The sequence below is a fragment of the Larkinella arboricola genome (assembly GCF_003259745.1).
Classification (GTDB): domain Bacteria; phylum Bacteroidota; class Bacteroidia; order Cytophagales; family Spirosomataceae; genus Larkinella; species Larkinella arboricola.
Genome location: NZ_QLMC01000002.1, coordinates 553,621 through 574,496, shown reverse-complemented (window position 1 = coordinate 574,496; position 20,876 = coordinate 553,621). Strand labels below are relative to the sequence as shown.

Sequence of the window (20,876 nt, the reverse complement as noted above, 5' to 3'; positions counted from 1 at the left end):
CGCCATTCATAAACACGAACCCCATCATGACAAAAGCCGAAAATCCCGGACGAAGAGAATTTGTCAGTAACCTCACCAAAGCCTCGGTGCTGCTGACGGTATCGGGCTTGGCTCCCCTGGAATCAGCCGGGCAGACCGCCCAACCCGTCACGGTGGGACAGGTGATGGATATGATTCTGAAAACCATCCCCAACGCCCCCTTTCCGAAAACCGTCGATACGTTGAAATCCGGCAGCCGCGACCAGAACGTAACCGGCATTGTTTCGGCCATGTTTGCCACGACGGAGGTGATCGAAAAAGCCGTACAACTGGGCGCCAACTTCATCATTGTCCACGAACCGACGTTTTATAACCACGCCGACGAAACCGACTGGCTGAAAAACGACGAAGTGTTCAAGAAAAAATACGGTTTGCTGGAGAAAAACGGGATTGCCGTCTGGCGGTTTCACGACTACTGGCACTCGCACCGCCCCGACGGTATTTATAAAGGCGTGCTGGACGCGCTGGGATGGCAGACATACACGGATTCGAATAACCCGAAGCTGGTGACGCTCCCCTCGCCTATGCCGCTGAAACAGCTTATTGCCCACGCGAAGGAGAAACTGGGCATTCCGATGATGCGGGTGGTGGGCGATCCGGCCCAATCCTGCCAGCGGGTGCTGCTGATGCCGGGAGCCTCAGGCGGTCGCAGCCACATTCTGGCGCTCGGGCAGGTCAAACCCGATGTGATTCTGTGTGGGGAAATCAGCGAGTGGGAAACCGCCGAATACGTCAGGGATGCCCGTCAGCAGGGCCAGAAATTGTCGTTGGGTGTTCTGGGCCACATCATGAGCGAAGCCCCCGGTATGCAGTGGCTGGTGCCCTGGCTGCAACCCAAGTTACCGGACGTAAAGATTACCTACGTGGATTCGAAAAACCCGTTTACGTATCTTTAGATAAAACTATCGTCGAGTTCTTCGGCCACGGTCAGGTCCGTTACGTCGAACCACTCTTCCGAGTCGTCGTCCAGTCGGCAGAGCGCCTGGGTGTCGTCTTCGTTCATGCTCGAAACCGTCATGGGGTGGCCGTTGTTGACGCTGGCATCCGTGTGTTTTACCGTATCTCCGTAGTGCATGGGGATCAAAATAAGTATTGTAATAATAAGTATTGTAATAAAAAGTCGGGAAAGAACGGTTTTGTTTTCATTTCACCGTTTCTTCCCGACCCAATGCCATTTCTTATAGCCGTTCCGCTTATCAATAACTTTTTTAAGGCTTTACAACCGGCATTACTCCCAGATCCCACGCATCCGTCCGGAACGGAATAACCGGCAACCCTTCCTTGCTGAACAGGTTCGGCACCGGCGCATCGCGGAACGCAAACCGGACGGCAACGGGATTTTTCACGGCCTCCGACCACACTTCCAGCGTATTGCCTTTGATGCGGGCCTGGGCTTTCGAGAACACCCCGTCGGCCCCGGCAATTTCCAGCTCCGTCACCTCGCTCCCTTTCACAACCAGACCGTTGGGCGCGTTATCGAACGTGAGCCGTATTTTGGCCCCCTCTACCACCATCGAACGGTATTGCGGACTCTTGTACAGCCCGACTTTCTGCCCATAGGTTTCGGCTAGCGCCCAGTTGGCCAGCCGGTTACCGACTTCTTTTTTGTATGCCGGGTGAATATCCTTGAGGTTATCCACCAGATCGGTCGTCACGATCATGCCGGATTTGGGAATGTCCATCGCCCGGGTCTGGCTTTCGCGGGTGGCCGCGGTCTGGAATTTGTCGCCGTAGGTAAAGGGGGCAATCTGTACGTAGTAAAACGGCAACTCCTTCTGCCAGAGACCCCGCCAGGCATCCACCAGCGTGTGCGTCAGTTTGTAATACGCCGGGGCATCATGCCGGTTGGCTTCGCCCTGGTACCAGATCACCCCAGCAATCGGGAAAGCCGTCAGGGGCGCAATCATGCCGTTGTAGAGCACTCCGGCCTTGTTGGGTGCCCAGGGCGCTTTGGGCATTGCCAGCGCCGACCGCCGGGTTTCGGGATACAGCATGGCAAGCGTCTCGGGCACCCACGAATCCATGAACGAACCGCCCCACGACGCATCAATCAGACCGATGGGCACATTCAGGGTGTTCTGCAATTTCTTCCCGAAAAAATAACCCACCGCGCTGATATGCTTCATTGTCGCCGAATCGCAAACCGTCCAGTTGCCGCGCACATCGACCTGCGCTGTTTCCGCAGCCCGTCTGGAGACTTTGAAAAACCGGATGTTTGGATAATTGGCCGTCGGTGCTTCGGCCAGCGCGTCTTTCACGCCCCCGGCCGCCGTCATTTCCATGTTCGACTGCCCCGAACAGAGCCAGACTTCGCCGATCAGGATGTTGGTCAGTTCAATTTTGTTGTGTCCCTGAATCGTGATCGTATACGGACCTCCGGCTTTGGGCGTTTGCAGACTCACTTTCCAGACGGCATCGTTGGCGCAGGTGGTACTTACGGGGGCGCTGGCCCAACTCGCCGACACGGTTATCTTCTCCGTCGGATCGGCCCAGCCCCAGAGCACCAACTCGGTTTGCTGCTGCAACACCATGTTGGAATTGAGAATGGACGGCAGCGAAACATTGGCAAAAGCCGATACCGAACAGAAAAGCAGCAACAGAATTTTTTTCATAGCTATACGAAGCGATTGGGGAAAATCAAAAGTCGGAAATTTCGGCTATTATTCCACAATGGCGTCCAGCAGGGGTTCAACGGCCACCACGCCCGCCCGGTGTTTTTCAAACGCTTTTCTCAGGTCTTCAATCACGTCCGGGTGTTTTTTGCCCACTTCATACCGTTCGCCGGGGTCCACCTCCAGGTTGTAGAGCAACGGCGGATCGTGCGGCACGGGCGCTTCGGGTGAGTACGACGGATGGGTCGTAAAGTGCGCTTTCCACGGTCCTTTCCGAATGGCGTACAGACGGTCTGCATCGTAGTAATACACCACCTCCGCGCCTTTGTCCTTCCTGCCGTTGAGTACATCCGTGATGTCCTGCCCATCAAGCGGTCGGTCGGTCGGCAGCGGTATTTTGGCCAGGTTCAGAAAGGTCGGCAGAATATCCATCGACGTCGCCACCGCCGTCGAAACCGTGTTGGCTTTCACCAGACCGGGTCCCCAGAAAATGGCCGGCACGCGCATCCCGCCTTCGTACGTCGAGCCTTTCGCTTCGTAGAGCGGCCCCGCCGAACCGCCAACCTCTTCCAGCCGGTTTTTCATCAGCCACGGCCCGTTATCGCTCAGGAAAACCACCACCGTATTTTTGTCCAGTTTCAACTCCTTCAATTTCTTCAGAATCTGCCCGACGCTCCAGTCCAGTTCTTCCACCACATCGCCGTATAACCCGCGCTTGCTTTTTCCGCTAAACTGCTCCGATGCATACAGCGGCACGTGCGGAAACGGGCTGGCGTAGTACATAAAAAACGGTTTCGACCGGTTGGCCGTGATGAATTTCAGTACTTCGTCGGTGTAGCGTTTGGTTAGTTGCCGCTGATCGGGCTCGGTTTCCACCACCTCATTGTTGCGGTACAATGGCAGGGGTGGGTTGGTATTGACCCGAGCCGCCTGGTCCGAAGCCGTTGGCCCGAAAGAGCCCACCTTGCCCATGTCGTTGGAATACGGCAGACCAAAGTACGAATCAAAACCGTAGCTGAGCGGCAGGTATTCCTTTTTGGAACCCAGGTGCCATTTGCCGACCAAACCCGTTGCGTACCCTTTCGTTTTCAGGGCTTTGGCGATGGTTATTTCACTGTGCGGCAGACCGTTGGCGGAATTCGGGAAGAACACCACGCGTTTGCCAAAAATACCGTTCCGAATGGGCAACCGTCCCGTCAGCAGGGCCGCCCGGCTGGGGGTGCAGACGTTGGCCCCCACGTAAAACTGCGTAAACCGCTTTCCTTCGGTAGCCATCTGGTCCAGAAACGGTGTACGGATGGTCGGGTGGCCGTAACAACCCAGATCACCGTAGCCCAGATCGTCGGCCAGAATGACAATAAAATTCGGCTGACGATTAGATTGCGCTCTAGACTCATATAAAGCCGATAGAAATAGTAGGAAAAATAAAAGCAGAAGTTTGAAACGTGGAATCATGAACAGGAACGTTTTGGTTGCGAACTGCAAATAAACGGCTTTCCCGCAAATGACACCATTTTTTTGTTATTTTAGCACGATCCTAAAACCCTTTCTGTAATGCGTTCTTCGTTTCTTTCCGTTTGCCTATGGTCCCTCCTGCCCCTGGCCACGCTCGCCCAACCGAATCCCGACCGTCCCGACTTACGTCAGGGAAAATATTTCAGCGAAGCCGACGGCGCCAAAGCCCTCGAACAATGCGGTCAGGCATACACCGACCGGGCTTCCTGGGAAAAACGGGCGGCCCTGATCCGGCAAGGCATCCGCGACGGCATGAAGCTCCCGGCCAAACCGGCTTTTGCTCCCCTGAAACCGATTCGGCACAGCCTGCGAAAAATGGACGGCTATACCGTTGAAAACGTCGCTTTTGAAAGCCTGCCCGGCTTTTATATTACCGGCAATCTCTATAAACCAGTGGGCGTTTCCGGCAAAACCGCTGCAGTGCTGTGCCCCCACGGCCACACGCCCAATCAGGACGCCCGGTTTGTGGAGCAGACCCAGCAACGCTGCATCTCGATGGCGCGGATGGGGGCCGTTGTCTTTGTGTACGACATGCTCGGCTACGGCGATTCGAAGCAGTGTGATCACAAGATTCCGGAAGCGGCCAAGCTCCAGACTCTCAACAGCATCCGGGCTCTGGACTTTCTGACGAGTTTGCCGGAAGTTGATCCGGAGCGGGTGGCGGTGTCGGGTGAATCTGGCGGGGGTACGCAAACCTTTCTGCTGACCGCTCTGGACACGCGGGTAAAGGTATCGGTGCCGGTGGTGATGGTGTCGGCCCACTTCTTTGGCGGCTGTGTGTGCGAGAGCGGGATGCCCATTCACAAGCGCCCGACGCACGAAACCAACAACGTGGAGATTGCGGCCCTGGCGGCTCCCCGGCCCATGATCATGATTTCGGACGGGGGCGACTGGACCCTCAACACGCCGAATGTGGAGTATCCCCACATCCGGCGTATCTACGGTTTTTACGGTGCGCAGGACCGGATTGAAAACGTCCACCTTGCTAACGAAAAACACGATTACGGTCCGTCGAAGCGGGCGGCAGCGTACCGGTTTCTGGCCAAACACCTGAAACTCGATCTGAACCGGATTCAGAAAAACGGACAGATTGACGAAAGCCCGAATGTGCTGCTAAAACCGGCTGACTTACAGGTATTCAACGACGCACACCCGCGTCCGGCCAATGCCGTTGTGGGCGACGATGCCGTGATGGCCCTGCTGAAATAATCAAGCGGCACTGGCCGAATTGAGCGTTTGCAAATCCGATTCGTCCAGGGTTAATGCCGTGGCTTTAATCAGGTCCTGCAACTGTTCGATGCGGGTGGCGCTGGCAATGGGCGCGGTGATGGTCGGCTGCGCAATCAGCCAGGCGATAGCCGCCTGCGTCGGATTGGCGTCATACCGGTTGGCAACTTCATCCAGCGCGCTCAGAATGGCAAAACCCCGGTCGTTCAGGTATTTTTTCATGCCCTGCCCGCGCTGACTTTTCGAAAAATCAGCTTCGGAACGGTATTTCCCGCTCAGAAAACCGCTGGCGAGTGAATAGTACGGAATCACCCCGAGATGGTGTTGGCGGGCCAGCGCTTCGTACTCCTGCTCGTACCCGGCGCGGTCGTAGAGGTTGTATTCCGGCTGCAAACTTTCATAGCGGGGAAAACCGTTCTGCTGGCTGATTTCCAGCGACTGGATGATCCGGTCGCCCGACAGGTTGGACGCGCCGATGGCCCGCACTTTTCCTTCCCTGACCAGTTCGGCGTAGGTCGCCAGCGTTTCCTCAATGGGCGTTTCCAGATCGTCGTAGTGCGACTGGTAAAGGTCGATGTAATCCGTCTGCAACCGGCGCAGCGAATCCTCAACCGACTTCCGGATGTGGGCGCTGGACAGGTCTTTTTTCCCGGACCCCATATCCGAACCCACCTTGGTGGCAATCACCACCCGATCCCGGTTGCCGCGCTGTTTCAGCCAGTTGCCAATAATCGTTTCCGACTCCCCGCCCTGATTGCCCGGCACCCAGCGGGAATACGAATCAGCCGTATCGATGAGGTTGAATCCGGCATCGACGAAAGCATCCAGGAGTTGAAACGAGGTGGCTTCATCAACAGTCCAGCCGAACACGTTGCCGCCAAAAGCGAGCGGGGCCACTTGCAGGCCCGAATTTCCAATATTGCGCTTATTCATACTATTTTGGGTTGTATTTCTGCGACGCAGCCAGTTTTTGCTGCCGCTTACTGACTAACCCCGTTCACGCGCTGAAAGTTGAACAGAAATACGAACAAGACCCCGGTTAGTTACATAATTCCAATCCACCTTCGTTGCCAAATTGGCCTTATCGAAAAACAAATAGGACATATTCTCTAATAACACCATACTATATTTTGTCTTATAAAAAATTCCTCTAGATTTATTCCGGCCGCTTACTTATTCCCGCGACTGCCTTTTCTGGCTTTCGTTCAATACCTACTTAACCACTTTCTCAAAACCGGATCGTTGGATCCGGTATGCGACTATGAACCGTCGAAACTTTCTGCAAACGGCTGGCGTGGGTTCGCTGGCCCTTGCCTCCGGCCTGACCTCCTGCGCCCCCCGCTACCACAACCTTGCCGGACAACCCATGCACCGCGTTCCCAAACTGAAGCTGTCGCTGGACCGGATCGTCAAGGAAACCGTCGGCCTGCGGCCTTTCCGGGCGTCCGGGCCGCGCATCGCCAAGGAAGCCCTGGGCAACAAAACCATCGTCCACAACTACGGTCACGGCGGCAGCGGCTGGTCGCTGTCGTGGGGAACCGGCAATCTGGCCCGCGAACTGGTGATGACTACCGGCGAAAAAAAGGTGGCCGTGCTGGGTTCCGGAACGGTCGGTCTGGCAACGGCCCGGCTGCTTCAGGAAAAAGGCTGCGAAGTAACCATTTACACGAAAGATTTACCTCCAAATGTAACCAGCAACCTGGCCACCGGAACCTGGTCACCGGCCTCGCGCGTCTGCGATCCGAAGGTGGCCACCCCGGAATTTCAGGCGTTATGGGAAAATGCGACCCGGTTTTCGTTCCGGCGGTTTCAATTTATGCTCGGTCTTGACGATATTGCCGCCTGGGTGGATGAGTACAACGTTTTTCCGACCAAACCCACGAACGTCTCGAACCCGGCGATGGGCGGAGAAGTCTACCACCTCGACGGTCTGATTCCCGAACGGCAGGAAATCAGCCGCAGGGACCATTCGTTCGGGGCTGAGTATGTCACCTGGCGTTCCAACATGATGTTTAACATTCCCAGTTACCTGCACCATCAGATGAATATGTTTATCATGCTGGGCGGTAAACTCAATGTTCACGAAATCAAACGGCTGGAAGACATCGACGCCCTGCCCGAACGGTGCGTGGTCAACTGCATGGGGCTGGGGGCCAAAGAGATTTTCAACGACGCCGAACTGACGCCGGTTTCGGGTCAGCTGGCCTGTCTGATTCCGCAGTCGGAGGTGACCTACAAGCTCATTATCAAAGGAGCTAACATCATCGCCCGGAAAGACGGTATTTACCTCGGCGGGAACGGTCTGGTCGGCAACTGGGATACAACGCCCAAACGGGAATACACCCAGGAGTGGGTCGAGATTCTCCAGCAGGTGATGAAAGAAATGAGAAGCTAATTAATTTATTTATAAACCATTATCTAACCAAACCCTATTCTCTTGTGAAGAAATTTTGTACGGCTTTCGCCATCGGTTGTTTTTTGTCTGCGGGAGTTTCCTTTGGTCAATCGGTGGAAGCCAAGCTGAAAGAACAAGGTATTACGCTCGACAAACCCACGGCTTCGCTGGCCAACTACGTAAAAGCCGTCCGGACGGGCAACCTCGTTTTTCTGTCCGGTCACGTTTCCAACCGCGCCGACGGCACGGGCATCAAAGGCAAGCTGGGCAAGGAGTTATCGGTTGAACAGGGCTACGAAGCCGCCAAGCTCGCGGCCATCGGTCTGCTGTCATCCCTGAAAGCTGAAATCGGCAATCTCGACAAAGTTAAACGGGTAGTTAAAGTACTCGGTATGGTCAACTCCACGCCCGAATTTGCCGATCAACCGAAAGTAGTCAATGGCTGTTCTGACCTGATGGTCAAGGCATTTGGCGACAAAGGCAAGCACGCCCGATCAGCGGTGGGTGTGGCCGCCCTGCCCTCCGACTATGCCGTTGAAGTGGAAATGATTGTCGAAGTCGAATAAGGCATCCGTAATCAGGCAAGCCCGCCGTAGACCGATTCTGGTCTACGGCGGGCTTTTTTATTGCTATACGACCCCCTACCGTTCAATCAAAAACAATCAATTACGATCATTATCAAACAAAAATTGTCTTAACTTTTGCCCTGGATTTAAAAACAAGACAGGAGTTACACCATGAAAAAAATGATTTTAGTAGCGGGTCCGTACCGCTCCGGCACCAACGATGAGCCCGAAAAAATTGCCGCCAACGTCCAGCAGATGACCGACGTGGCTCTACAACTCTTCGAACGGGGTCATCTGCCCATGCTGGGCGAATGGGTTGCGCTGCCGCTGATTGAAACGGCGGGATCCACGGGTATCGGCGACCCGGTATTCAACCAGATTTTCCACCCGGTTGCCGTTGACCTGCTGGCTCATTGCGATGCCGTTCTGCGGATTGGCGGACCGTCGCAGGGGGCGGACGAAATGGTGGCTCAGGGCCGTAAGCTGGGTAAAGCCGTTTTCACCTCATTAGACGAAATTAGATTTGCCTGAACCGCAGCCGATGACGGTTTTCGGACCGGGTTGCGGGGTCGTGAATCACCATAGCGCTTTCTTTCTTAGCTTTGTAATCGTTAACCGAACCCGGCATGATACGATTCACGATTTTACTTTTTGCTTCCCTCTTATTTTCAACAACCGCCTTCCCGACAGCGCCCGGCGACACGCATATTGCGATTGAAACCCAGCACACGGCCCTGGTCATTCGTGTGGATAAAGACGGTGATCCAACGGTTGTTCACCTCGGCAAACGGCTTCGAAATGCGGGCGACTACGGTTTACTGCCCGAAAACAGCAAACGCGGTGAAGATTACACCCGAATTTACAATTCCGCTTACACACCCGCCGGGGGCCGCAACCTGCTCGAACCGGCGCTTCAGGTGGCTCACGCCGATGGCAACCCGTCGTCGGACCTGCGGTATGTTCGGCACGAAACCAAAAACGTGGCCGATGGCGTGGTGCTGACCACGGTTTATCTGAAAGATCCGCAGTATCCGTTTGAGGTCAGTCTGCACTACAAGGCGTACCAGAAGGAGGATGTCATCGAGCAGTGGTCGAGCATCCGGCACACGGAGAAAAAGGCCGTCCGTTTGCAGAAATACGCGTCGGCCAACCTGTACATTCCGGCGCAGAAGTATTACCTGACCCACTTCCACGGCGATTGGGCGAAGGAAATGAACCCCGAAGAAATTCAGTTGACGGCGGGCCTGAAGGTGCTTGATACCAAGCTTGGTACGCGGGCCGACCTGTTTCAGCCACCCTCCTTTCTGCTGGCGCTGAACCAACCCGCCGAAGAAGAAACCGGGGAGGTTATTGCCGGAACGCTGGCCTGGTCGGGAAATTACAAAATCGAGTTTGAGGTTGATCCGCTGCGAAACCTGCGGCTGCTTGCGGGCATCAACCCGTACGCATCGGAATACACGCTGGCCCCCGGCAAGGAGTTTGTCACCCCGGCTTTTCTGTTTACCTACTCCGGCGCGGGCAAGGGTCAGGCCAGCCGGAACCTGCACCGCTGGGCGCGTAAACACCGCATTCCGCAGGGCGAAGGCAACCGCCTGACCCTGCTGAACAACTGGGAAGCGACGTATTTCGACTTCAACGAGGAAAAACTGACGGCGTTGTTTAAAGACGGCAAGAAGCTGGGCGTTGATCTGTTTCTGCTGGACGACGGCTGGTTTGCCAACAAATACCCCCGCAACGACGACCACACGGGCCTCGGCGACTGGCAGGAAAACAAGCAGAAACTGCCGCACGGCCTGGGGTATCTGGTGAAAGAGGCCGAAAGCGCGGGCATCAAATTTGGTATCTGGCTGGAGCCGGAAATGGTCAGCCCGAAAAGCGAACTGTACGAAAAACACCCGGATTGGGTCATCAAACTCCCGAACCGGGCCGAATATTACTTCCGGAATCAACTGGTGCTGGACCTCTCTAATCCGAAAGTGCAGGATTTTGTCTACGGTGTAGTAGACGGTATTCTGGCCAAAAATCCGACGCTGGGCTACATCAAATGGGACTGCAATGCCGTCATTTATAACGCTTATTCGGCCACAAACCCCAACCAGTCGCACCTTTATGTCGATTATGTGCAGGGGCTTTACAAAGTGCTGGAACAGTTACGAGCCAAATACCCGACCTTGCCGCTGATGCTGTGTTCGGGCGGGGGTGGCCGCGTGGATTACGGGGCACTGAAATACTTTACGGAGTTCTGGCCCAGCGACAATACCGACGGTCTGGAGCGGATTTTCATCCAGTGGAATTATTCTTACTTCTATCCGTCCATCGCCACGTGTAACCACATCACCGACTGGGGCAAACAACCTATTAAATTCCGGACAGACGTGGCCATGATGGGAAAAATGGGGTACGACATTGTGGTGAGCAAGCTTGACGAAAAAGAACTCGCTTTTAGTCAGGATGCTCTGAAAACCTACAGCCGGGTAAAAGATGTGATCTGGCAGGGCGATCTGTTCCGGCTGGTGTCACCCCAAACGAGCGACATGGCCTCACTGATGTATGTCAGCGAGAAGCAGGATCGGGCAATCTGGTTTAACTACCTGGTTGGCAACCGGTATCGCGAAGGCAGCCAGGCTCCGATTCGGCTGAAAGGACTGGACCCGGCCAGAAAATACACGATTCAGGAATTGAACGTTTTTCCGGGTACCAACTCCCCCATCAACCGCAACCAGACGGTTTATTCGGGCGATTACCTGATGACGGTCGGTTTTAATCCCCAGGTGGATGCCCGTCGTGCCAGCGTGGTTTTGGAAGTAACGGAAAGTAAATAAAACTTGCACCATAAGTAACTAAAAGTTTACAAATAACTTGAAACATAATCCGGGCTTTTGTAGTATTGTCAAAATCCAGGTTATTTTCCAGGAAACGATGAAAAAGCCCGCCTTTTTCATCGTTAAGAATCCCCGCCCAAAACGGGGATTCTTTTATTTTCACCCGGATATCCAACGGCGTAATCCGCGAACCCGGCTGTCAGCCGAACAAAACCGTCAGCCTGCATAAAACCCTGATTATCATAGCCATTTTACAACTACTTTTTTCCGGTTGAACGAATAAGTTTTCCGTTTAAAACCATCCATCCACGGTTTCCAATAAACAGCAGTCAAACTTTGGGGAAGTAAACAACAACTGCTGATGAAAACTATCTTTCTCTCAATCCTGGCATTGGCCACGATGGCGCTTTCCTCGTGCTCGAAAACCAAAGACCCCGTTGAACCCGGCCCAACCGATCCCCTCCGGCCGGGCTATGTTTCCGGAAAGGTTGTCGACGCGCATGGCAACCCGATTGCCAAAGCCAACATTGTGGCCAACAACACCCAGTTCTACAACAGCAACATCCTGGGCCAGACCGACGCCAACGGGAATTATCAATTACAGCTATCGCCGGGGTCCTGGTACGTCCGGGGCTCGGTTAAAGTCAAGTACGAAAACCAGAACTATGTCCTCGACCTCTTTACGGAAGACGACGGCGCTTTTGCCGGAACCGAGGGCGCGGTAAAGAATCTGAAGCTCAGAATTTCGGGCGAACGAACCGGCAACTTCGGCGATGACGGTTTTTACGGCGGACAGATCGAGGTGTTTGGCTACCTTAATTTTTTCGACACGGATAACGTTGAACTGACGCTGGAACCCGTAGGGCCGCTCGTCGACAGCAATACGGGCCAGAAGCTGACGCGCAAAGTATCGGGAATGTACATTGAGGATGTCCCCCTCGGCAAATACAACGTGAAGGCCCGGTATGTACCCGAAAATAAACCGCTGAAGGTTCGCGTTCGCAACGTCGGAACCTTCCAGAATACCGTGACGGCCCTATTTGAACCGTCGTATCCAGGCGCTACGGGGCGGTATAAACTCAACATCGAAGTTTCCGAATAATTCTTTTTCTACACCATTTTTCAGCAAGCCAGCGCGGTTCTCTGCGCTGGCTTCTGTTTGCTTTCCGCTCTCCAAAAATTATTTTACATACATATAGTGAATTTACTATTCTATTTTACATACATTTGCTGAATTAATAACCCGCATTTCTGAACCCATGAAAGGAACCAACCTGGGCGAATTTGAAGAACTGGTCTTGCTGACCATTGCGGCCCTGATCAACGATGCCTACAGCGTCGCCATTTGTGACGAACTGGAAAAGCATACCGGTCGGTCGGCCAAACTGGGGGTGGTCCATGCCGTTCTGAACCGGCTGGAAGAAAAGGGGCTGGTAAAAAGCCGGATGGGCGAAGCAACCAGCACCCGGGGCGGCAAACGCAAACGGTATTACGAGGTAACGCAGGCCGGAAAAGTCGCGCTGACGCAGGCCCGGGATGTACGCGAATCCCTCTGGCGCATCATTCCCGGCTTTAATCTGGAAGGATCGCTATGAAAATCGCCCCGAACTCCCGTCCGGCCAGCCCTCCCCGCTGGGCGCAGAAGCTGCTCCGCTGGTATTGCCGCCCCGATCTGCTCGAAGATCTGGAAGGCGACTTCAACGAATATTTTGAGCGCAACCTCAAAACCAAAGGGGCCCGGCGCGCCCGATTCATTTATGTCCTCGACGTGCTGAAATTCTTCCGGCCCTATACCGTTCGCAAACCTTCCTTCCTCACCTTCTTCATCCATTGGCTTATGCTCGGCAGCTACTTCAAAACCTCCCGGCGCAGTCTGGTGCGCAACAAACTGTTTTCGGCCATCAACATCATTGGCCTGGCCGTTAGTATGTCGGTGGGCCTGCTGGTCATCGCTTTTCTAGCGGACCTGTTTGCCTACGATCAGTTTCACGAAAAGAAACACCGGACCTACCGTCTGCTGACCCGCAACGAGTTGGCAGACAAAACCGTTATGAATTTTGCGTCTACGTCGCTGAAAGCGGGTTTCAAACTCCGGGAGACGATTCCGGGCGTGGAAGACGTAGCCCTGATCCGTCGGGGGTTTTACAGCGATGCCCGAGTGAACGACGAAACCGTCATTCCGCTTGAGGCTACCTGGGCGGACGGGTCGTTTTTTAAGGTGTTTACCTTCCCGCTGCTCAAAGGCAATCCGGCCACGGCCCTGAACGAACCGTATTCACTGGTGGTGACGGAAAAAACCGCCCGGAAATTGTTTGGCGATGCGGACGCGCTGGGCAAAACGGTCCGGTTCGACACGCTCAACTACACGGTTACCGGCGTTCTAAAAGACATCCCCAAACTATCGCATCTACGATTTGAAGCCCTGGTTTCGCTGCCGTCGGTGCTCGGGCAAAAAGCCGATTCCGACGGGGGCATCCTGGACTGGGGGAATATCTATCAAAACTACGTGTATCTGACGGTTCCCGAAAATGCCAACCTCCAGGCCATTCAGGCCGGTCTGGACCAGCTGAGTAGGGCCGAAAACGCCCGGCTTGACCGGCAGAAAATCACCCTTTCGCTGCAACCGATGGATGACATTGTTTTCGGAGGGCGGTTGTCCAATGAGATCGGCGTCTCCATTCCCACACCCGTAGCCTGGGTGCTGGTGGGGCTGGCGCTGGTCGTGATCCTGTCTGCCTGTTTTAATTACACCAACCTGTCGATTGCCCGGTCGATACGCCGGTCGCGCGAGGTCGGGATTCGTAAAATCGTCGGCGCCCTGAAAACCCACGTCCTTGGGCAATTCATGGCCGAGTCGGTTATCATTTCGGTGATGGCCCTGGTCCTTTCGTTTTTACTGTTTCTGCTCCTGCGCACCCAGTTTATGGCGCTTGCGCCCCAATTAGCAGACGTTGTTTCGCTCGAACTGTCCCCCTGGTTATTGCTTTATTTCCTGCTCCTGGCCATCGGGGTGGGGCTGGCCGCCGGTTTTCTGCCCGCGCTGTTTTTTTCCCGCCTTCAGGCGGTTCAGGTGCTGAAAGATGCGTCCTCGCTCCGGGTATTCCGGCACGTGAATATGCGTAAAACGCTCATTTTTACCCAGTACACTTTTTCACTGATCTTTATTACCACGACGCTGATCGGCTATAAGCAGTACCGGGGCTTTCTGTCGTTTGACCTGGGCTTTACCACCGAAAACATCCTGAACATCCGGATGCAGGGCAATAAAAGCACGCTGCTGAAAAAGGAACTGGCCGAAATTCCGGCGGTGAGCCAAATCGCAACCTCCCGGATGATCACCAGTCTGGGGAGCCTTTACGGAGCTACCCTGAAATATAAAGAGAAGGACAAGCAGGATTCGGCGAAGGTCTGGATCAATTTCGTCGATGAGAACTACCTCCCTCTCCATCGGCATCGTTTTTTGGCCGGAACAAACTTTAAAAACCGTCCGACCAGCGGTAACGAAACGGAAGTCATTGTAAACGAGCAGGTTTTGAAGCGCTTCAACCTTGCGGACCGCAACCCGTCCAAAGCCGTCGGCAAACAGGTGATCATGGACGACAAACCGTTGACAATCGTGGGCGTTTTAAAAGATTTTCATTACGGAACGATGGATCAGAAAATTGAGCCGACGGTTTTCCGGTATTCGGCGGAGGAATCGGGTGGGTATCTGAACGTGGGCATCCAATCCGACGATTACCCGGCGGCTTTGGCCAGCATCGAAAGTGCCTGGCAGAAAATCGACCGGGTCCATCCGCTCGATGCCAAATTCTACGATGACCAGATTGAAGACGCCTACCGCCAGTTTGAAGTGATGGTGAAAGTGATCGGTTTTATTACCTTTCTGGCGATCTGTATTGCGTCGATGGGCCTGTTTGGGATGGTGGTGTTTACGACCGAAACCCGTTTGAAGGAGATCAGCATCCGCAAGGTGATGGGTGCCAGCGAAGGCAGTTTGATTTTCCAGTTGAGCAAAGGTTTCCTGCTGCTGCTCGTGATGGCCGCTCTGGTGGCCCTGCCCGTAACCTATTTCTTCTTCGACCAGTTTGTCCTGACAAAATTTGTGTATCACCAGCCGATTGGCGTGAGCGAATTAGTAATCAGTGTGCTGGTGGTGATGGCGCTGGCCTTTTTGCTGATCGGCTCGCAGACGCTGAAAGCCGCGAGGAGCAACCCGGCGAAGGTGTTGAAAAATGAGTGAGCAAGTGGGTTATTTCGCTGAGTTGAGAAGAGTAAAAAGGAGGTAAGCAGAGAAGCTCCGCTGGACTCTATTCTCCTCCGCTCAACTCTGCGTTACAACCCTTTTACTTCTTATACTTGCATTTTGAATTATCCGCCACCCGATAATAGGATTTGTAGTTGAGCGCACCCGGCACCATGCAGCCTTTCAAATTCAGGACCTCCACGTTCCGGAAGTCAATGGCGTGGCTTTCGCTTTGCAGCGCAATGTATCCCTCCTTCAACGGCGTATTATCCAGCTTCAGCCAGTAATCGGCATTGTCGACGTGGCCCGAAGCGAAACCGTTCTGCGGACTGATGTACCCCCCGCCAATCTTCGGTTTTTCGTAGGTCAATACCGTATCGCCCTCGATGATGTGGTGAATAATCGAGTCGCCGAGCACCACCGCCGTTATGCTGACCCACTGATCGCCGTCGTAGGTTTTGGACTTCGAGTCGATGCAGTGCGCCGGAATCACCTTACCGCCCATTTCGACGATGGTGCCCGGCGTGCAAAGGTTGGCCGTATGCCGCACGCCCCCCTTGCCCAAACCGCCCAGCGTCTGAATCTCCAGCGAAATCGGGAAATCCTGGTTTTTGGTCAGGCTCTGGGCCGACTGTGAGTGGATCATCACCCCGCTGTTGCGCACATTCCACGATGCCCCGCCCGGCACCTGATCGCCCAGAAAGCGGTAATCAAACTTCAGGATGTAATACGAAAACGGTTCTTTATAGTAAATGTGGCCGTATTTGTTGTCGAACGTTTTGTACTGATCGTACATGATCCGGAGCATCCCGTTCTCGGCCCGGAAGGTATTTTTATAATTGCTGTTCAGGTCTTCCCCGGCAATCTTGATATCCCAGCCGCTCAGGTCCTTGCCGTTGAACAGCTTGATCCATTCTTCTTTTTTCGGGTCGTTTTTCTTCTGAGCAAAAGCGGGTTGGAGGAAGAGGAGTAAAAGACTGTATCGCAGCGTTGAGCGGAGAAGCGCAGCGTGAAGCGGAGTTTCTCTGCTCTTCTCGGTTAAACTCCGCTTCACGCTGCGATATAACTTTTTCATAAAACCGGTCATAATTTCTGATTCTTTGTATTGGCTTCCGCAATAAGAAAAAACGGGATTGAGTCTACTCACCGGGGTTGTTTTTGCAGCAGTTTGGTTGGTCCCAGGGCCTCCACGGCGGGCAACCCGTTGCGGTAACTGCGGTGCAGCGTGTTTTCCACCAGCGTCGGATACGGCTTGAAGGTTATCCAGCGCAACGGTATTTTACGGAGCCATAACGCCCCTTCGAGCAGTCCGCAAAACCAGCCCGGGGGCCGCTCGTAGCCGAACGCTTCCCGCAGTTTGTCGTTGATCAGAGCCGCAAAAACCGGTTGAACCCCAAAACGCAGCGGTTTGGGCAGCCAGCCTTCCACGATCCGGACAGTGGCGTCGGCCAGTCGACGGTTAACCTCGTCGTACCGAAAATGCTCGGCTTCGTAGGCATCCGTGAAGGTGCGCAGTTCTTCCAGACTCTGGGGAATATTCGTCAGGTTCATGCGCTGGCCCACTTCCCGGAAAAACAGGAAAAACGCCCGTTCTTCGGCGGGGGTGAGCGTGCGCCAGCCGTAGCGGTTTATCCAGTTGATCGGGTAAAAAATAAAGGTGGAAAGAACAATCAGAAAGTCGTCGTTCAGAATCCGGTAATGGCCGTGAATCCGGTTCATCTGCGTAATAGCCCGCAGACCCGTTTCGGTGTTTAGCCCGTACTGCATAAACCAGGAAATCAGGATGGCCGTATCGTCGTAGCGTTTCTGGCCGTGCCGCTCAAACTCGCCGGTTCGCACGAGCAGGGCCGAGGTGCGCGGGTTGGCGTAGGTGTGAAAAAGCGCCAGTTCGAGCGCCCGCTGGGTATCAAACGGAAATTCGTAGCCCACCAGCAACTGCACCATCCGCTGAAAATCCAGCTCCGGGTCAAGCTGCTGCAATTCGCGCCGAACCGCCGGGTTGCGGAACAGGCCCATTCGTTTGGCATACACCGGCCATTCCCCGGTCGTATCCTGTTCTGATCTGTTGTTATTCACTGTTCTAGTCTGATTTAGGCCAGCTTCTTTTCCATGCAGACGCTGGCTGCTAAACCAACGTACGGACCGTAGTTTTCAATTCGGCAGTACCCCACTTTTTCGTATAAGGCAACGGCTTCGGGCTGCCTGTCGCCGGTTTCGAGCCGGGTACTGTGGTAGCCTTCCTCGGCGGCCCAGCGTTCCAGTTCCTGCAACACCTGCTTGGCGAAGCCCCGCCCCCGGAAAGCCGGATCGACAAACATCCGCTTGATTTCGACGTATCCCGCATCCGTCATGGGCCTGAAACACCCACACCCTACCGGCTGATCGTCCTGAAACGCCATCACCACGCGCGCCGACTCATCTACTTTATTAAACCCGTCGTACATCGCCTGATAGGGCTGATAGCGGGTCCGCAAATCCTTATCCAGCTCCGTGATTAAGGTTCCAAAACCCGGGTCAAAAGCTGTGGTGCGGATCAGAGTCACGGCATTCATTATATTTCGACGGTGTGCTGTTTTAGTCTGCAAATTCCGTTTAAATTTACGGCTAAAGGTGGTTATTTTTTTGTAATTTAGCCCACCTTCAAACTCACTTCCTTCACTATGGCCTTATTTAAGCTACAAATCAACGGCAAAAGCTACCAGACTGAAGCCGAAGCCGACACCCCGCTGCTGTGGGTGCTGCGCGACAACCTGGGGCTGTTTGGCACCAAATACGGCTGCGGTATTGCCCAGTGTGGTGCCTGTACCGTCCACCTGAACGGCGAAGCCACCCGTTCCTGCGTCCTGCCGGTATCGGCCGTTGGCACGTCGAAAGTGACCACCATCGAAGGGTTATCGAAAAACGGGGATCACCCGGTGCAGAAAGCCTGGGATGAGGTCGATGTGGCCCAGTGCGGATACTGTCAGGCCGGTCAGATCATGACGGCCGCCGCCCTGCTCAAACGCAAACCCAAACCGACCGACGAAGAAATTGAAGCCACCATGTCCGGCAACATCTGCCGCTGCGGAACCTACCACCGCATTCGTGAAGCCGTGAAAGTAGCCGCTACCAAAACCAAATAACCATGCAGACGCTATCGAACCCCAGCCGCCGGAATTTTCTGAAAATTGCCGCGGCCACCAGTGGCGGTCTGCTCCTGGGCTTCAACTGGACTGAATCGGAAGCCGCCGTAGCCAGCGCGCCCCTGAAAGGGGTTGCCGTGCCCGGTGTAGACTTCAACAGCTATTTGTCGATCAACCCGCAGGGGATGATTACCATTCTGTCGCCCAACCCGGAAGTCGGGCAGGGCATCAAAACCGCCTTCCCGATCATCGTCGCCGAAGAACTCGATGCCGACTGGAAAAACGTCATCGTTGAACAGGCTCCGCTCGATACCACCAAATTCGAACGGCAGGTTGCGGGCGGTAGCGGATCCATTCCGCACTCCTGGAAACGCCTGCGCGTGGCCGGTGCCACCGCCCGCCAGATGCTGATGGAAGCAGCCGCCAAACGCTGGAAGGTGCCGGTTTCGGAATGCTCGACGAGCAACGGCTTTGTGCTGCACACCGGCAGCAACCGCAAACTGGGCTACGGCGACCTGGCCAACGATGCGGCCAAAATCCCCGTTCCGGAGGATGTAAAACTGAAAGAAATCAAGGATTTCAAGCTGATCGGGCAAACGATCCGGAACGTCGACAACCCCGGCATTATTACCGGAAAACCGTTGTTCGGGCTGGATTTCCACCGCGAAGGCATGTTGATCGGCATGATGCAACGTCCGGCGTTCGGTTACAAACTGAAGTCGGTGGATTCGGCAGCCGCTAAAGCCATGCCCGGTATTGTCAACGTGGTTACCATCGACAACAGCGTGGCTGTGGTGGGCAAGTCAACCTGGCAGGTTAAGAAAGCCAAGGATGCGCTCAAGATTGAGTGGGAAAAAGCCGACAACCTGGAAAGCACCGACGACCACAACCGGTTGTTTAAAGAAATGCTGGACAGCTCCAGCACGACCGTTCGGCGGAAAGACGGTGATGTAGAGACGGCGTTTAAAAATGCCGCCAAGGTCGTAAAAGCCGAGTATCAGTGCCCGTTCCTGCCGCACAGCCCGCTGGAACCCATGAACTTCTTTGCGCACGTCAAAGCCGACAGCGCGGAGCTGGTTGGCCCCAGCCAGACACCGGAAGCGGCCCGCAATCAGACGGCGAAACTGCTCAACCTGCCCCCCGAAAAAGTAACCGTGCAACTGACGCGCATGGGCGGTGGTTTTGGTCGGCGGCTCAACACCGACTTTGTTATCGAAGCCGCAAAAGTGTCGAAAGCCGTCAACGCACCCGTGAAACTGATGTGGACGCGCGAAGACGACATGACCGGCGGTATTTACCGTCCGGCGGTGCGCTACCGCTTTGAAGCGGCTCTGGATGCACAGGGCAACATGATTGGTTACAAACTGCGGGGCGCCAGCATCAACGCCGGAAACGCCACCCGCGAGGACAACTTCCCGTCTGGTGCCGTCGACCACCTGTTGATTGACAGCATCGACCATAAATCCCCCATCACGACCGGTCCCTGGCGCGCGCCGATCACCAACTTCCTGGCGTTTGCCGAACAGGCGTTTCTGGACGAAGTGGCCCACGCTGCGGGCAAAGACCCGGTGCAGTTCCGGCTGGAGTTGCTCGACAAAGCCAAGAAAAATCCGGTTGGCAAAATCACCTACGACATCGACCGGATGCGGGGCGTCATTGAACTGGCCGCCGAAAAATCGGGCTGGGGCAAAAAGAAAGGGGTTGCGCAGGGTTTCAGCGTGTACTTCTCCCACCGCTCCTACGTGGCGCAGGTCGGCGAGGTGGTGGTAGAAAAAGGTAAACCCGTGCTGAAAAAAGTGTATTCTGCCGCCGACTGCGGGGTGGTTATCAACCAGAGCGGGGCACAGCAGCAGGTACGTGGCTGCGTGGTCGACGGGATCGGTCACGCCATGTACGGTAACATCACGTTTAAAGACGGTATTCCGCAGCAGAAAAACTTCAACGAATACAAGCTGATCCGGATGAACGAGATTCCGGAAATTGACGTGCATTTCGTGAAGAACGAGATTGAGCCAACCGGTCTGGGCGAACCTTCCCTCCCACCGGCGGGTGCCGCCGTTGCCAACGCCATTTTTAAAGCCACCGGCAAACGGTTATACAACCAGCCGTTTGTGCAGACGGAAGTGTTCAAAGGCGTTTCGTAACGGTTTTAGACCAGAGTTTTCGTACCCCACGGTTGAGGCCGTGGGGTATTTTTTTGAGTAGAGCCAAACCCCTGGAAATTTCCTGCTATCGAACGGTATCTACCGCACGTGATGACTTTGTACCGGAACGGGCACCCTTACCGGAACAATTCGTTTTTCTGGTGGTTTTGATAGAGATTAGATCACCGTTG

At 54.7% G+C, this 20,876-nt stretch carries 18 protein-coding genes; 11 read left to right on the top strand and 7 right to left on the bottom strand.

Annotated elements, in window-relative coordinates:
* Positions 1-26: 26 nt before the first annotated feature.
* The gene (locus tag LX87_RS09465; protein ID WP_111627960.1) at positions 27-935 is read left to right on the top strand and encodes a Nif3-like dinuclear metal center hexameric protein; all 909 of its coding nucleotides are present in this window, start codon (positions 27-29) and stop codon (positions 933-935) included.
* On the opposite strand, the gene LX87_RS09460 is transcribed toward LX87_RS09465, so the two are convergent.
* The 3 genes from LX87_RS09460 to LX87_RS09450 form a co-directional block, all read right to left on the bottom strand.
* Complete coding sequence (locus LX87_RS09460; RefSeq protein ID WP_111627959.1) at positions 932-1,114, bottom strand: hypothetical protein; 183 nt, start codon at positions 1,112-1,114, stop codon at positions 932-934. The two genes, LX87_RS09465 and LX87_RS09460, sit on opposite strands and share 4 nt — an antisense overlap.
* A 133-nt stretch (positions 1,115-1,247) precedes the next feature.
* A complete protein-coding gene (locus tag LX87_RS09455; RefSeq protein WP_111627958.1) occupies positions 1,248-2,651 on the bottom strand; it encodes a sialate O-acetylesterase in 1,404 nt (467 codons plus the stop codon).
* Between the two features lie 48 nt (positions 2,652-2,699).
* The gene (locus LX87_RS09450) at positions 2,700-4,106 is read right to left on the bottom strand and encodes a sulfatase family protein (protein ID WP_111628350.1); all 1,407 of its coding nucleotides are present in this window, start codon (positions 4,104-4,106) and stop codon (positions 2,700-2,702) included.
* A gap of 99 nt (positions 4,107-4,205) precedes the next feature.
* On the opposite strand from LX87_RS09450, the gene LX87_RS09445 reads away from it, so the two are divergent.
* Complete coding sequence (locus LX87_RS09445; RefSeq protein WP_111627957.1) at positions 4,206-5,375, top strand: alpha/beta hydrolase family protein; 1,170 nt, start codon at positions 4,206-4,208, stop codon at positions 5,373-5,375.
* Here the strand turns inward: LX87_RS09445 and LX87_RS09440 are convergent, their stop codons facing one another.
* Positions 5,376-6,326, bottom strand: a complete 951-nt coding sequence (locus LX87_RS09440; protein ID WP_111627956.1) for an aldo/keto reductase — start codon at positions 6,324-6,326, stop codon at positions 5,376-5,378. It lies immediately after the preceding gene.
* 328 nt (positions 6,327-6,654) lie between these two features.
* Here LX87_RS09440 and LX87_RS09435 point away from each other — a divergent pair, with 328 nt between their 5' ends.
* From LX87_RS09435 to LX87_RS09400, 7 genes are all read left to right on the top strand, one after another.
* Positions 6,655-7,788, top strand: coding sequence for an FAD-dependent oxidoreductase (locus LX87_RS09435; RefSeq protein ID WP_111627955.1), 1,134 nt, complete (start codon positions 6,655-6,657; stop codon positions 7,786-7,788).
* A 44-nt stretch (positions 7,789-7,832) separates the two neighbouring features.
* Complete coding sequence (locus tag LX87_RS09430; protein WP_111627954.1) at positions 7,833-8,354, top strand: RidA family protein; 522 nt, start codon at positions 7,833-7,835, stop codon at positions 8,352-8,354.
* 171 nt (positions 8,355-8,525) lie between these two features.
* Positions 8,526-8,885, top strand: coding sequence for a DUF4406 domain-containing protein (locus LX87_RS09425; protein WP_229310607.1), 360 nt, complete (start codon positions 8,526-8,528; stop codon positions 8,883-8,885).
* A gap of 95 nt (positions 8,886-8,980) precedes the next feature.
* Complete coding sequence (locus LX87_RS09420) at positions 8,981-11,176, top strand: alpha-galactosidase (protein ID WP_111627953.1); 2,196 nt, start codon at positions 8,981-8,983, stop codon at positions 11,174-11,176.
* A gap of 361 nt (positions 11,177-11,537) precedes the next feature.
* On the top strand, positions 11,538-12,278 hold the full coding sequence (locus LX87_RS09410) for a carboxypeptidase-like regulatory domain-containing protein (protein WP_111627951.1): 741 nt from the start codon (positions 11,538-11,540) through the stop codon (positions 12,276-12,278).
* 157 nt (positions 12,279-12,435) lie between these two features.
* Positions 12,436-12,771 carry a PadR family transcriptional regulator gene (locus LX87_RS09405; protein ID WP_111627950.1) on the top strand — a complete coding sequence of 112 codons (336 nt, stop codon included), beginning with the start codon at positions 12,436-12,438 and terminating at the stop codon, positions 12,769-12,771.
* Entirely contained in the window at positions 12,768-15,416 is a 2,649-nt protein-coding gene (locus LX87_RS09400; RefSeq protein WP_229310606.1) for an ABC transporter permease, read from the top strand. Before LX87_RS09405 ends, LX87_RS09400 begins: the two co-directional genes overlap by 4 nt.
* Before the next feature lie 103 nt (positions 15,417-15,519).
* On the opposite strand, the gene LX87_RS09395 is transcribed toward LX87_RS09400, so the two are convergent.
* From LX87_RS09395 to LX87_RS09385, 3 genes are all read right to left on the bottom strand, one after another.
* Entirely contained in the window at positions 15,520-16,494 is a 975-nt protein-coding gene (locus LX87_RS09395) for a 3-keto-disaccharide hydrolase (RefSeq protein WP_111628347.1), read from the bottom strand.
* Between the two features lie 68 nt (positions 16,495-16,562).
* Positions 16,563-17,495 (bottom strand): oxygenase MpaB family protein, encoded by a 933-nt coding sequence (locus tag LX87_RS09390; RefSeq protein ID WP_310587904.1) that lies wholly within the window; start codon positions 17,493-17,495, stop codon positions 16,563-16,565.
* A gap of 14 nt (positions 17,496-17,509) precedes the next feature.
* Positions 17,510-17,971, bottom strand: coding sequence for a GNAT family N-acetyltransferase (locus tag LX87_RS09385; protein ID WP_111627948.1), 462 nt, complete (start codon positions 17,969-17,971; stop codon positions 17,510-17,512).
* A gap of 108 nt (positions 17,972-18,079) precedes the next feature.
* On the opposite strand from LX87_RS09385, the gene LX87_RS09380 reads away from it, so the two are divergent.
* Together LX87_RS09380 and LX87_RS09375 are read left to right on the top strand one after the other, a co-directional pair.
* Complete coding sequence (locus LX87_RS09380; RefSeq protein WP_111627947.1) at positions 18,080-18,541, top strand: (2Fe-2S)-binding protein; 462 nt, start codon at positions 18,080-18,082, stop codon at positions 18,539-18,541.
* Positions 18,542-18,543: 2 nt separating this feature from the next.
* Positions 18,544-20,685 carry a xanthine dehydrogenase family protein molybdopterin-binding subunit gene (locus LX87_RS09375; RefSeq protein ID WP_111627946.1) on the top strand — a complete coding sequence of 714 codons (2,142 nt, stop codon included), beginning with the start codon at positions 18,544-18,546 and terminating at the stop codon, positions 20,683-20,685.
* Positions 20,686-20,876: the final 191 nt, after the last annotated feature.